The organism is Leptothoe sp. EHU-05/26/07-4 (assembly GCF_043421015.1).
Lineage (GTDB): Bacteria > Cyanobacteriota > Cyanobacteriia > Phormidesmidales > Phormidesmidaceae > Leptothoe > Leptothoe turfae.
Genome location: NZ_JAXSQV010000007.1, coordinates 468,088 through 481,565 on the forward strand (window position 1 = coordinate 468,088; position 13,478 = coordinate 481,565).

The following is a 13,478-nucleotide window of genomic DNA, read 5'->3' on the forward strand; positions in this document are numbered from 1 at the left end:
GCCCTTAAGATTGTATACTTTCTCGTCAGACGATCGTCTTTACGGCAGATCGGTATGGCCCATCAGGTAGCGATCGCATTCCCGCGCCACTCCACGACCTTCATTAAATGCCCATACTACAAGGCTTTGACCTCGGCGGCAGTCACCCGCAGCAAACACCCCAGGTAGGCTAGTGGTGTACTTGTTATATTCAGCCTGAATATTACTACGGCCATCTTGCTCCAGACCCAGGGCATCGATAATGGGCTGTTCTGGTCCAAGGAATCCCATGGCCAGCAGGACCAGCTGCGTCGGAATGACTCGCTCTGAGCCTGCCACTTTTTGCATTTGGAAGCGGCCACTATCATCTTTCTCCCAGGCCACATCCACCACATGGATCGCCTTGACCTGGCCATCGTCCCCCGCCTCAAACTTAGTCGCCGTGGATAGGTAAGCTCGCGGATCGCCCCCAAACTTAGCAGCAGCCTCTTCCTGGCCATAGTCCATACGGTAAACCTTGGGCCATTCGGGCCAAGGATTATTAGGAGCCCGCTCCGCTGGTGGCTTAGGCATGATCTCTAGCTGAGTAACACTGGCGCAGCCATGACGAATAGAGGTGCCTACACAGTCGGTGCCGGTATCACCACCACCGATAATCACCACGTCCTTGCCCGTAGCAGAAATTGCCTGGTCATTCAGCGTAGGATCCATCACTGCTTGGGTGTTTTTTGTCAAAAACTCCATAGCAAAATGAATTCCCTTGGCATCACGTCCCTCAATGGGTAAATCTCGAGGTCGAGTTGAACCAGTACATAGGATCACCGCATCATAGTCTTTAACCAGTTGCTCAGCTGGCAAATCCTTACCAATTTCGGCATTACAAATAAATCGAATGCCTTCCTGCTCCATCAGCTTGAGACGACGCATCACCACCGTTTCTTTCTCAAGCTTCATATTGGGAATGCCATACATCAGCAATCCCCCCGGTCGATCAGCTCGCTCATATACCGTGACCAGATGGCCAGCCTTATTGAGCTGGGCTGCTGCCGATAAACCAGCGGGGCCAGAACCCACCACGGCAACTGTCTTCCCAGTGCGTTGAACTGGCGGCTCAGCCACAACCCAACCTTCTTCCCAGCCTTTATCAATAATGGCGTGCTCAATATTTTTAATCGTCACTGGCGGATTATGAATCCCCAATACACAGGCACCTTCACAGGGCGCGGGGCATACCCGCCCCGTAAACTCTGGAAAGTTATTGGTCTTATGCAATCGATCCAGAGCCTCTTTCCACAGACCTCGATACACCAGATCATTCCACTCAGGAATCAGGTTATAGATGGGGCACCCACTGGCCATGCGGTTAATGGTATTCCCCGTATGGCAAAAGGGTGTGCCACAGTCCATACAGCGCGCTGTTTGATTGCGTAGCTGGTCATCCGGCAATGGCGTATGAAACTCTTGCCAATGAGAAATTCGCATCAGTGGTGAGACATCTGGCGCAATTTCGCGAGTGTATTCGAGAAAGCCTGTTGGTTTACCCATGGGAGAAGTCGTAGATTGAAAAAGGAATGACGTATTGTGATTTTTGCAAGGCGAGCACTGCCACCGGGACAATAAAACTGGCCAAAACTGATATCGATGATGGAAATAATGAGTCAAATTTAAGCCAACATTACGAAGTACTGGCTAGTTACCAGCAACTCGTGCAACATCTTTGATGTTCGCTTCAAATGCAGCCGAGAGCGCATCATCACCGCTCAGACCATCTTGCAACGCCTGCTGCAGAGACTGAATCACGCGCTTATAGTCACGAGGGATCACTCTGACAAACTTCGGCAAGACACTTTCCCAATGGTCGATGACTGTTTTTGCTTTATGACTGCCGGTATAGCGGTGGTGTTTTTCAATCATCTCGCGGAGATCAGCAATCTCTTCTGCCTCCTTCAGACGTTCTAAGTCCACCATCTCAGTGTTACACCGGGTGGCAAAGTCTCCGGCTTCATCCAGCACATAGGCTATGCCACCACTCATACCCGCTGCAAAGTTGCGTCCAGTGGTGCCTAACACGACCACCTTACCCCCCGTCATATATTCGCAGCCATGGTCACCAACCGCTTCTACCACTGCATGTACACCTGAGTTGCGCACACAGAAGCGCTCCCCAGCCATGCCATAAATGTAAGCCTCACCACCGGTAGCGCCGTAAAAGGCTACGTTACCAATAATAATGTTCTCCTCAGGCACAAATGTAGACGCTTTTGGTGGATAGACAACAATCTTGCCACCACTCAGACCTTTGCCTAAGTAATCGTTACCGTCTCCTTCCAGCTTCAGGGTGACACCAGCAGGAACAAAAGCTCCAAAACTCTGGCCAGCACTACCCTGGAAGGTCAGATGCACGGTATCTTCTGACAAACCTTCCCAATGTTTCTTAGTAATCTCATTGCCGAGAATGGTCCCGACTACACGGTTGATATTGCAAATGGGCAATGTAGCACTGACTTTTTCACCAGTCTCAATGGCAGGCTTACATAAATCCAACAGAGTGGTGATATCCAATGACTTATCCAGGCCATGGTCTTGGGGAATCTGGCAATAACGCCCTACACTGTCATCAACTTGAGGTTGTTCCAAAATCTTGGAGAGATCTACGCCCTTCGCCTTCCAATGGTTAACAGCAGCCTGCACAGCTAACCAGTCGGTATGACCCACCAGCTCATCAAAGGTGCGTACACCCAGCTCAGCCATAATCTCTCGCACATCCTGGGCGATAAACTGCATAAAGTTCACCACATGGTCAGGATCACCCACAAAGCTTTTACGTAAGCGGGGGTCTTGGGTCGCGATCCCGGCTGGGCACGTGTTTTTCTGGCACACCCGCATCATGATGCAGCCCAATGAGACCAACGGTGCTGTGGAGAAACCAAACTCTTCTGCACCCAACAATGCGGCCATCACCACATCGCGGCCAGTTTTCATCTGCCCATCGGTTTCAACAACAATGCGGCTACGCAGATTGTTTAGCACCAATGTCTGATGGGTCTCTGCGAGTCCTAACTCCCAGGGTAAGCCTGCATGTTTAATGGAGGTTTGAGGAGAGGCCCCCGTACCACCATCAAAGCCGGAGATCAGGACGACATCGGCATGGGCTTTAGCCACACCTGCCGCAATGGTGCCCACACCCACTTCAGAAACGAGTTTGACGTTAATGCGGGCTGCACGATTAGCATTCTTCAAGTCGTGGATCAGCTCAGCCAAATCCTCAATGGAGTAAATATCGTGGTGGGGGGGCGGAGAAATCAGACCCACACCGGGCGTGGAGTGACGGACCTTGGCAATCCAGGGATATACTTTGCGTCCAGGTAGCTGACCCCCTTCTCCAGGTTTTGCACCCTGGGCCATTTTGATCTGGATCTCTTTTGCTTGGGAGAGATAGAGACTGGTTACACCAAAGCGTCCCGATGCCACCTGTTTAATGGCACTGTTTTTAGAGTCGCCTTGCTCATTAGTCCAGGTAAACCGTTCGGGATCTTCGCCTCCTTCACCGGTATTGGATTTACCTCCCACGCGGTTCATGGCTATGGCCAGGGATTCATGGGCTTCCTTAGAAATGGAGCCGTAGCTCATCGCCCCAGTTTTGAACCGGCGGGTAATGGCTTCAATGGGTTCTACTTCTTCAATGGGAATGGGCTGACGTGGCTTGAAGTCCAATAGCCCCCGCAGGGTAAAGTGCTGTTTGCTCTGGTCATTGACCAAGTTCGCATAGTGCTTATAGGTTTCGTAATCACCTGAGCGCACCGCTTGCTGCAGCGTGTGGATGGTATCTGGATTAAACAGATGCGCTTCACCCTCTTTACGCCATTGATAGTCACCACCCACATCTAGAATCGGAATATCACCGCGCTCGGCAAAGCCATGGCCGTGACGCATAATTGCTTCTTGGGCAATTACATCCAGTCCAATACCCTCAATGCGGGAGGCGGTCCAGGTAAAGTATTTATTAATGACGCTGTGGTTGAGACCAATGGCTTCAAAAATTTGAGCCCCTCGATAGCTCTGCAATGTGGAAATACCAATCTTTGAGGCAATTTTGATAGTGCCTTTGGTAACTGCTTTGATGTAGTTTTTGTAGGCATCCTTGGGGGTAATGCTCATGAGCATGCCATCAGCAATCATGCCTTCAATGGTTTCAAAGGCAAGGTAAGGGTTGATGGCACTACAGCCATAACCCAGGAGAACGGCAAAATGGTGCACTTCCCGAGGTTCACCGGATTCGAGAATAATGCCAACGCGAGTGCGTGTCCCTGTTCGGATCAGATGATGGTGCAGACCGGAAACGGCAAGCAGTGCTGGGATCGGCGCATGTCTAGCGTCCATGCCACGATCAGACAGGATAATCAGGTTAGTGCCGGTTGCGATCGCATCATCTACCCGAGCACAAATCTCTTCCATCGCTGCCTCTAACCCTTTCACCCCTGTCTGAGGATCAAACAAAATCGGTAGGGTTAGGGCAGCAAACCCAGATTCATCAATATTTTGCAGCTTAGCCAAATCACCATTGCTAATTACCGGAGTCTTCAGCTGAATTAATCGGCAGCTCTCAGGTTGCGGATCTAGCAAATTACGCTCCGAACCTAGTGTGGTCACCGCCGACGTGATGATTGCTTCTCGAATAGAGTCGATGGGAGGATTGGTGACCTGGGCAAACAGCTGTTGAAAATAGTCATACAGTAGCTTAGGCCGATCTGAGAGCACTGCTAGGGGCGTATCAGTTCCCATGGAACCAATCGCCTCGACACCATTCTGAGCCATCGGTGTCAGGAGCATGCGCAGCTCTTCAAACGTATAACCAAATGCCATCTGCCGCTGTCGCAGCGTGCCTCCAGCGATTTCAGCCCGTGGCGTCTGAGCAGGCAGCTTTTCCAGGCTGACCTGATGTTGATTCAACCACTGGCGGTAAGGCTGGGCGTTAACAATCTCTGCCTTAAGTTCCTCGTCGCCGATAATCCGACCAGCCGCCATGTCGACCAAGAACATGCGACCCGGCTGTAGCCGTCCTTTCTCAAGTACCTGCTCCGGCTCCACAGGTAGCACCCCTGCTTCTGAGGCCATAATGACTCGGTCATCTTTGGTGACGTAATAACGAGAAGGTCGCAGACCGTTACGATCAAGCACCGCGCCAATCATCGAGCCATCGGTAAATGCCACCGATGCCGGACCATCCCAAGGCTCCATCAAACAGGCATGGTATTCATAAAATGCTTTGCTAGCATCGTCCATGGATTCATGCCCGGTCCACGGTTCAGGGATCATCATCATCACTGCATGGGGCAATGATCTTCCTGACAAAACCAGCAGCTCTAAAGCATTATCAAAAATGGTTGAGTCACTACCGTTGATATTAATGACCGGCTTGACTTTGGCCATGTCATCACCAAAACATTCTGATTCAAACATGGACTGCCGGGCCACCATCCAGTTAATGTTGCCGCGCAGGGTATTGATCTCACCGTTGTGAGCAATGTATCGATAAGGGTGAGACCGCTCCCAACTGGGGAAGGTGTTGGTACTAAAGCGAGAATGCACAAGAGCCAGAGCGCTTTCAAAATCGGGATCGCTTAGATCTGGGAAAAAGTCTCTCACCTGGGGGGGTGTCAACATTCCCTTATAAACCATCGTGCGGCATGACAAACTAGTCGGATACCAGTAGGTATCATGCCCTGACTTGCCAATGGCATTGTAAGCAATCTTGCGAATGACATAGAGTTTTCTTTCGAACGCCAGATCGTCTTCCAGGTCTGCTGAACGTTGAATAAACACCTGCTGCATGAAAGGCTCACTAGCCTGCGCTGTTGCACCCAGGGTGCTATTGTCTGTCGGAATATCGCGCCAGCCTAAAACCTTTTGGCCCATTTGAGCCGCCACCGACTCAAATCGTTGCCGACTCTCAGCTCTCACCTGTGGGTCTGGCGACGTAAAAATTATCCCTGCACCGTATTGCCCAGCCTCAGGTAACGTAAAGCCTTCCGCTGTAGCCACCTTCTGTAAAAAGCGGTGGGGCAGCTGCACTAGAATACCGGCTCCATCCCCTGTATTTACTTCGCTACCACACGCTCCACGATGTTCCAAATTGCAGAGAATTTGTAACCCCTGCTGCACAATCTCGTGGGAGGCTAGTCCTTTTATTTGCACAACAAAGCCGACTCCGCACGCATCGTGCTCAAATTGAGGATCGTACAGACCCTGCTTGGGAGGCAATTGGTGACTAGTCATAGAAGTGTATTTTGACAAACGCGCAAGTATTGACAAGAATTCCCAAGGGCAGCTAGAGAAACTTAGCTTGCAGGGCTCGTCAATCGTGACACAAGCAGCTGCATCACCATTGCCCAAGGCAATTCAAGAGGAGCTTTAATTCTCTAACGAGAAAAGCAATTTGACCCAGTTCCTTAATAAAACTGTCAAATTGTTACACGTGACATGGTACGTCAACTGTAACAGTTTGACAAAACGTCGATTTAATCAGCTTTTGAGACCTCTGTAAGGTTTTCAGGAGGCATAGCGCATACCACTCATTTAAAGGTTTAAGTTTTGATACGAAATAATGCAATTTGTGTTGTTTTCTTTGCTCTAGCGACGTTCTCCTATTGGACTTTGCCCCCTTGCAACACAATGGTGTTGTTGACTATAAGATCAGCAATAGTAACCAGATTAGCAATAGTAACTATATAAGGAGTCTCATGGAAAAGCCTTCTCCAAAAACCATCTATGAGAACTTGAATGATTTAGAACGGGTTGATGTAGTCACCAGTGCTCGATATCGACAGCTAGCACAGGCAGTCTTAGCTGATCCTAAGGTTGATGAAACTCTGCGTCAAAATATTGCAGAGCGATTACAACAAGCTAATCATCTGTTAGCGCTAAAAGATGTTGACGGTGATGAGAGCTATTAGGGAAGAGTGTTAAGGTTTAGGTCTGTGAGTTTAGTTGAGCTGCTGGTGTAACGTCACGATACGCCAGCAGCAGTTTTGTTATGAAAAGGTAAAATCAGGTCTGTAAACTCTTTTAACTTATTCCTCCCCATTTGCTCCAGTCTCTTCTGTCGTCTCGGCCTCGTCAGCAGTCTCTTCTGTCGTCTCGATGTCTTCAGCACTCTCTTCCTCTGCTCCGGCTGCCGGTGGGTCACTGGCAGCCAACCCTAGCAAAGCATCAATCTGAAACTGTTGTGTGCTGCTAGAGGTGCTCAAGCTAAGGCTCCGAACTGTACCAAAGTAGCCGCGGATATCGGCAGCCCAAGGGTCAGTTGCCTGGTTAAAGCCAAATAGGTTGTAGAAAAATGCGAGTGTAGAACTGGCATTGACATACAGGTATCCATTGTTGGGTGTGGGAAACGTGGAAGTAGCGTTTTGAAAGGTGCTGTGGCGACTGAGGGCATGAAACCCTGCTGGCATGACCAATCGTTCCATGGCACCGTTACCACTGGTAAAGGCCAGGGTATCGTCATTAATCCATGTATGCGTTAGCACGCTTTCCCGCTGACTATCGCCATTAATGTCGTATAGCCAATTGGTTGTCGCGTGATCTGCAATTTCTGTAGATAGTGCGACATCTTCGCCAGCCACATCATCTAAGGCGGCTAAGGCTATTTCAGCCGCCGGACGGTTACTGGTTTCTAACAAGACGCCCGCTTCTAGGCCCAAACCTGGAAAAAATGAATTCAACAACCCCGATTGGCTGGGGAACAGAAAAATACTGTATTCTCCATCCATCCATCCCAAAATGTCGGTATCGAGGTCTAGCCCTGTTGCCAGGGCAACAATGGAGCGGGCTGTTTCAATCAGGCCGCTTGTCATCTCATTTAGAGAAAAAGCTGACGACACATCATTCCAAAAGCCGCTGATATCGTAGCCACTGCCCATGAAATAGGTGGCTGCAGGGATCAGTCCCAAGATAGAGTGATCGGCATTGGGAGAGGGGGGTAAATCTGGTAGTACACCTTCGGTATAGAGATGAGCTTCTAGGTGTATGCCTTTGTCCTCAGGATAAATCAAGGCATCAAAGGTGACATTGCTAAACAGGTTAGACATGGCCGCCCGCTCACTCAGGCTGGGTTGGGGAATTGGTGGTAGACCAAAGTCTTGAAACGGATTACTAAACTCAAAGCTCAGCAACTGACCGACATTGCCATATATGATGGCTAAACTGTTCTGTGCTTGAGGGTGGCTTTGGGTCTTCGCAAAACTTAGATTGCTAGTGAGCTTAGGACCATCTTGGGTTTGATATTCAATCCACTGACGCAGGCTGTCAATAGTCTCGGCGGCAACAATGTAATTCCCCAGGTGGGCAACGGCATAGCCAGGAATGGTGTAGCCGTCCTCTGAATAGGTCCCGTCAGGAATATAAATGTAGGGAGGTTCGGGTTGGCGATAGCTGCGGAGGGCTGCATTAGGGGAGGCCAGATCAGCAGAGTTGAATTCGACTGGTGCTGGAAACTCCTCTGGTTCAATCTCTTCAGGAAAGTCATCCCAGGAGTAGTCGTAGGGAACAAACTCATCGGGCCAGAGCCAAATCGGAAACGTTCTGTAGGAATGCTTTTCGGGTAAAGCGGTGCGGGCTTCGGCTAGGGTGGGAATGAAGTCGATAAAGGCGGCGGCATCTTCGATGGGCAAAATGGTGACCATCCGTTCTACCGGGTCGATGGTGCGAACACTAGGTATGGGTAGCAGTGCGATCGCAACGCTATCTCCAACCCAGGGTTGCACATCTTCGGCATAGTTCATCCCCAACGGTAACAATGGCAGAGCCTGGGGGCTCGGCTCCACACCAAAGGCCTCACTCAGCTGTGCAAACAGCGTATATTGCTTGAGGGCAGACCAAGCATCGTCGCGAGTATTGACAATAATGGCTGCCGGCGTGTCTACAGGCAGAATATTTGCGATGATGGGTGGCGCTGAGGCAGAGGTTGGCAGCAGCTCTTCTAGGGACGCCCTTAATTCAGTGACATCAATGGCTGATTCAATCTCAAACTCGTCAATTGTCTCCTCCGACTCAGGTTTCGCAACGGGCATCGCTTCGGACCCTTCAAGGGGGGATTCCAAGATTACAGGCACACCTTCTGACCGATCTGGCACTGCAGGGGCAGACTCTTCAATCTGTTCTGACTTTTCTAACGATGGCTCTTGGGCAGCCAGAGGTGTGGCGAAAAAAGCTAATGCGATCGCTGCCGTTCCCCATCGATTAATCACAAATCAAAACTCCCTACAGTAATCAACTAAATTTAGATGCCCCACCCATGTGTAGATTTACCTACAACCGTAGATTTATCTACAACTTCCATACTTCTTATTACGGTTCATCAGCAACTGTTCGGTCATAGGTTCGGATTGCCATCCCTGTCTAGCCTCTACTTTTCTCAGTACTATAAGCGTAATGGCGAAATCAAAGGGTTGAGATAGTATGAATCAGTTTAAAACTCTTGCATTGCTGAGTGTTCTTAGCGCTCTGTTGATCAGTATTAGCTACTACACAATTGGTGGTACAGGTGGCGTCATCTTTGGCATCCTGATTGCAGCCATGACCAACCTAGGCTCATGGTTCTACTCCGATAAGATTGCCCTAGCTGCCCACGGTGCTCAACCCGTCAGTCGAGAAGAATCACCTCAACTGCACGCCATGGTCGAAAAGCTAGCGAAAAAGGCTGATATTCCGATGCCCGGGGTTTACCTGCTACCCACCCAGTCAGCCAACGCCTTTGCCACGGGGCGCGATCCTGAGCATGCTGCTGTAGCTGTTACCCAGGGCATTATGGAAATGCTCCCCGCTGATGAGCTAGAAGGGGTGATTGCCCATGAGCTGAGCCATATTATGAATCGTGACACCCTCACCCAGGCTGTGGCTGCAACCATTGCCGGTGCGATCTCATTTCTAGCCCAGATGCTGCAATACTCCATGTGGTTTGGTGGCATGGGGGGATCTAATGACGACGACGGTCCTAATCCCATTGCCCTCATGGCCACACTTTTCCTGGCTCCCATGGCCGCAACCGTTATCCAGCTAGGCATTAGCCGCACTCGCGAATTTTCAGCCGATGCCGGTGCCGCACAACTTACGGGTAATCCCCGCGCCCTGGCCAACGCCCTCAAGCGTCTTGAAGCCAGTGCTAGACAAATGCCCATGACCGGCAACCCAGCCTATGAGCCTTTGATGATTATGCACGCTGTCCCCAAACAAATGTTTAGCAGATTGTTTTCCACCCATCCATCTACCGATAAACGAGTAGAGCGATTATTGGAACTTGAAAAAGAGCTAGTTACTGCTTAAAAATTAGTCTCGTATTTCCTTGCAAGATGACCAAAGGAGATAATACAAAAATTTTGTCGGACCATCCCTCTTGATCAGGGATGGTTTTTTCGGTTGCTGATTTAGGAGATGCACCGGGCTAGATCCATTGCTATTTGAAGGTGTCTTCCAGCTAAAGTCATCCTGAGGATCAGCAATGTCAGTTTTGTTTTTACAGGTCTCTCAGATTGTCTTAGCTCGTCCCCCACTTCTGCACTCCCTACTCCCCGCACAACCCTGGTATCATAAAGCACCCATGCAAAAGGACCACCCTGTGACCACACAACAGAATACGAGCGAGTCATCAAGACCTTTACGTTTTTTATGGTTAACGTTTGACTTTGCCAGCTGTCTACCGACGGCCACAGATAACATTACTTCGCAGCTTTTTTTAACCCTGATGGCCCATCCTGCCATTAACCAGATCAAACGTTTCACCACCCAATCGGAGAATCTTGGTCCTGATGACATTGCTCAATGGGAACCCGGAATTTTTACGCTACAGGCCTATCGATCAAGTTTGCTGGATGTGTTAACTCAAGTATCTTCTCATCTGCTACCCCACTTAGTTCCCAGTGACCAAACATTAGAGCAAGTCACTATTACGATATACACCCAGCTAGGTAGGCATCATTATCCGGTTACCACCAACCTCAGCTCTGATGCCATAAAACTGGCCGCTGAAGACATTGAAACCATGGTTAGTCAACACGAAAAGCTCTAAGTCATTACCGTGGGAACAATGACTTAGAGCTTTAAACCAGTTAAAAAGCTAATAGCTGGTTATGCTGGCATGAGCTGTAAAACAAGCGCACGCCGATCAAAAGATTGGATCTTGCCAGTTTCTTTAAGATCTTTAACAATGCGTTCCAGCAGTTCCAGTGCCCGGTCGCGGTGCTGATGTTCCCGTCCTCTCAAACGGACGCGGAACTTAACAGAATCTCCTTTGCCCAACCACTGAGTCGCTTGGTTGATACGCAGTTGATAGTCAGATTCACCAACGTTAGGGCGAAATTTTACCTCTTTAACGGTGGTGCGTGCACTCTGCTTTTGGCGCTTTTTCTGCTGATATTGAAACTTACCATAGTCCAATATCTTAGCCACAGGGGCCTGCTTACTTTCAGAGACTAGAACTAGATCCAGCTCTACTTCTTCAGCCAGCTTGAGCGCATCTCTAGTATCGGTCAAGCCACGATTATTGTTTTCGTGGTCAATCAGCAATACTTGCGGAGCTTTGATCTGACGGTTGATTCGATGTTTCTGTACGATAAGTCTTTCCCTCTTTACTTAGAACGCGACAGGACTAAATGGACAATGCCGTTGCTGGAACGATACGAATCAACTAGACTCACTTCATAAAAGTAGCCATGAGCTTATTCATGCCCCAGCAATCTAACGAATTTCCTAATCGTAGCTTACCGCCTCAATAATGCAACGGATCTACAGCAAAGATTGTGATTCTGTAAAGAATAATCACTCTACCTTATATAGCTGTGCAAAAGGCACATCAGGTATGACCCTAGTTTATTCACTATCGTCAGCAATGTGTAGTTGATCAATAAAGCTTATTGCTTCTGATTCTGCAGCAGATGCCTTCGCCCAAGCTTGGATAGAGGGCAATGCCTTTACTGCATCTACAAACGCCCTGGCCGTAGGCATTAGCTGGATTTCATAGGTGACGAATCTGAGGGCCACAGGGGCATAGACCACATCTGCGATGGAAAAATCGCCAAATAGCCAGGGTCCACCATAGGTGTCATAGGCTTGGGTCCACATTTGCTCAACGCGACTGATTTCCTGTTGGGTGGATGTCTGTAGATTGGCGCGCTCCACAGGCACCCGCGCACGAACGTTTTGCGGCAGCTGTTCTCGAATACCGAAAAAACCGCTGTGCATTTCAGCCGCAATGGAGCGAGCGATGGCCTGGGCCTTTTGGTCTGTGGGCCAACCAATGGCCCTGGGATGTTGAGATCGCACATAGCCATAGATGGCACTACTGTCCCAAACCGCAATTGCTCCATCCATCAGTACCGGTACCCGTCTTGCCGGACTGTATTGACTAATTTGCTGCCAGGCCTCTGTAAACAGCGGCAGCCGAACCTCTTCAAACGCCAGACCACTTTCAGTCAAAAATAGCCAGGCCCGTAAAGACCAGGAAGAATAGTTTTTATTACCAATAATTAATCTAAAACCCATGGTCAACACCTGAATTGGAAAATGCTAACATCCGTAAGCAAATCACAGAACTGAAGTAACTATGGCGCTCCAGGTTTACGGCATTCCCAACTGCGGCACCTGTAAAAAAGCCTTGACATGGCTCGATGCTAACGGTATTGACTATGAGTTTATCAATACTAAAGAGCATCCCCCTGGTCGTGAGCAAATTACCGACTGGGTGACGACACTAACTGCTAAGCCGATGCGTAATACATCCGGCATGTCTTATCGCGCCCTAGGAGAAGAAAAGAAAACCTGGAGTGATGCTCAGTGGATAGACGCCTTTACGGAAGACGCCATGCTTCTCAAGCGGCCTCTATTTGTCAAAGATGATCAGGCTGTATTAGTGGGCTTCCGGGCAAAAGAAGACGAGTTACAGGCAAAGCTAATTTAACAAAGGGAGTACCCCATGGGAGAAGCCAAACGCAGAAAAGAACAAGATCCTAAATATGGAAAAGTACCTCAAAAACGGCCCCAAACCAATCGGTTTAAGTTTGATCCTAAACGCATTACTCCAACAGAATGGTTGATTTGGGCGGTACTTTTTGGAGGAACAGCCGCAGTATTTTTGGGTACGTATTTTTGGCAATAAAGCCACACCAAGAAGTGCCACATTTGTAACAGAAATGTGGCACTTCTGATAAACCTTGAATTAAATAGAATGGGCCAGGGTTAGCGCTTTGGTCTTTCCTCCCGAGGGCGTGCTTTATTGACACGAATCTCACGACCGAGCCATTCAGCTCCATCAAGGGCCTCGATAGCAGCGTCTTCTTCGGCATCCGCAGACATTTCTACAAATGCAAATCCGCGAGGACGACCGGTTTCGCGATCCATAGGAACAGTTACTCGCTTAACGGTACCGTAATCTGCGAATACTTCCTGAATATCTTCCTGCGAAACCGTGTAGGCGATATTCCCTACATAAATGGACATGGACCTTCTCC

At 49.3% G+C, this 13,478-nt stretch carries 11 protein-coding genes; 5 read left to right on the plus strand and 6 right to left on the minus strand.

Translation table 11 applies throughout. The annotated features are described in order from the left end of the window. Positions 1–39 precede the first annotated feature (39 nt). Complete coding sequence (locus U2F10_RS26540; protein WP_163661006.1) at positions 40–1,524, minus strand: glutamate synthase subunit beta; 1,485 nt, start codon at positions 1,522–1,524, stop codon at positions 40–42. Between the two features lie 144 nt (positions 1,525–1,668). Then, positions 1,669–6,255, minus strand: a complete 4,587-nt coding sequence (gene gltB / locus U2F10_RS26545) for a glutamate synthase large subunit (protein WP_499873755.1) — start codon at positions 6,253–6,255, stop codon at positions 1,669–1,671. Between the two features lie 464 nt (positions 6,256–6,719). Here gltB and U2F10_RS26550 point away from each other — a divergent pair, with 464 nt between their 5' ends. Then, a complete protein-coding gene (locus U2F10_RS26550) occupies positions 6,720–6,932 on the plus strand; it encodes a hypothetical protein (RefSeq protein WP_006517372.1) in 213 nt (70 codons plus the stop codon). A gap of 117 nt (positions 6,933–7,049) precedes the next feature. Here the strand turns inward: U2F10_RS26550 and U2F10_RS26555 are convergent, their stop codons facing one another. Then, positions 7,050–9,224: a DUF3352 domain-containing protein gene (locus U2F10_RS26555; protein WP_499873756.1), complete on the minus strand. Its 2,175-nt coding sequence runs from the start codon at positions 9,222–9,224 to the stop codon at positions 7,050–7,052. 211 nt (positions 9,225–9,435) lie between these two features. Between U2F10_RS26555 and U2F10_RS26560 the strand changes: the two genes are divergently transcribed. Next, a complete protein-coding gene (locus U2F10_RS26560; RefSeq protein WP_499873757.1) occupies positions 9,436–10,299 on the plus strand; it encodes a M48 family metalloprotease in 864 nt (287 codons plus the stop codon). Positions 10,300–10,573: 274 nt separating this feature from the next. Beyond that, positions 10,574–11,041: a hypothetical protein gene (locus tag U2F10_RS26565; protein ID WP_499873759.1), complete on the plus strand. Its 468-nt coding sequence runs from the start codon at positions 10,574–10,576 to the stop codon at positions 11,039–11,041. Positions 11,042–11,100: 59 nt separating this feature from the next. Here the strand turns inward: U2F10_RS26565 and infC are convergent, their stop codons facing one another. Next, positions 11,101–11,586, minus strand: a complete 486-nt coding sequence (gene infC, locus U2F10_RS26570; RefSeq protein ID WP_083876980.1) for a translation initiation factor IF-3 — start codon at positions 11,584–11,586, stop codon at positions 11,101–11,103. Between the two features lie 255 nt (positions 11,587–11,841). Further along, positions 11,842–12,513, minus strand: coding sequence for a glutathione S-transferase family protein (locus U2F10_RS26575; RefSeq protein ID WP_163697434.1), 672 nt, complete (start codon positions 12,511–12,513; stop codon positions 11,842–11,844). Between the two features lie 61 nt (positions 12,514–12,574). Here U2F10_RS26575 and U2F10_RS26580 point away from each other — a divergent pair, with 61 nt between their 5' ends. Together U2F10_RS26580 and U2F10_RS26585 are read left to right on the plus strand one after the other, a co-directional pair. Beyond that, positions 12,575–12,928 (plus strand): Spx/MgsR family RNA polymerase-binding regulatory protein, encoded by a 354-nt coding sequence (locus U2F10_RS26580; protein WP_499873761.1) that lies wholly within the window; start codon positions 12,575–12,577, stop codon positions 12,926–12,928. A 15-nt stretch (positions 12,929–12,943) separates the two neighbouring features. Next, complete coding sequence (locus tag U2F10_RS26585) at positions 12,944–13,126, plus strand: hypothetical protein (protein WP_006517379.1); 183 nt, start codon at positions 12,944–12,946, stop codon at positions 13,124–13,126. 80 nt (positions 13,127–13,206) lie between these two features. Here U2F10_RS26585 and rbp read toward each other — a convergent pair whose 3' ends face one another. Next, complete coding sequence (rbp, locus tag U2F10_RS26590; protein WP_006517380.1) at positions 13,207–13,467, minus strand: RNA-binding regulator; 261 nt, start codon at positions 13,465–13,467, stop codon at positions 13,207–13,209. Between the last annotated feature and the right edge of the window lie 11 nt (positions 13,468–13,478).

Bases quoted from the DNA above. Each gene is read 5' to 3' on its own strand.
- U2F10_RS26540 (WP_163661006.1), bottom strand. From the start codon at position 1,524: ATGGGTAAACCAACAGGCTTTCTCGAATACACTCGCGAAATTGCGCCA.
- gltB (WP_499873755.1), bottom strand. From the start codon at position 6,255: ATGACTAGTCACCAATTGCCTCCCAAGCAGGGTCTGTACGATCCTCAA.
- U2F10_RS26550 (WP_006517372.1), top strand. From the start codon at position 6,720: ATGGAAAAGCCTTCTCCAAAAACCATCTATGAGAACTTGAATGATTTA.
- U2F10_RS26560 (WP_499873757.1), top strand. From the start codon at position 9,436: ATGAATCAGTTTAAAACTCTTGCATTGCTGAGTGTTCTTAGCGCTCTG.
- U2F10_RS26565 (WP_499873759.1), top strand. From the start codon at position 10,574: ATGCAAAAGGACCACCCTGTGACCACACAACAGAATACGAGCGAGTCA.
- U2F10_RS26575 (WP_163697434.1), bottom strand. From the start codon at position 12,513: ATGGGTTTTAGATTAATTATTGGTAATAAAAACTATTCTTCCTGGTCT.
- U2F10_RS26580 (WP_499873761.1), top strand. From the start codon at position 12,575: ATGGCGCTCCAGGTTTACGGCATTCCCAACTGCGGCACCTGTAAAAAA.
- U2F10_RS26585 (WP_006517379.1), top strand. From the start codon at position 12,944: ATGGGAGAAGCCAAACGCAGAAAAGAACAAGATCCTAAATATGGAAAA.
- rbp (WP_006517380.1), bottom strand. From the start codon at position 13,467: ATGTCCATTTATGTAGGGAATATCGCCTACACGGTTTCGCAGGAAGAT.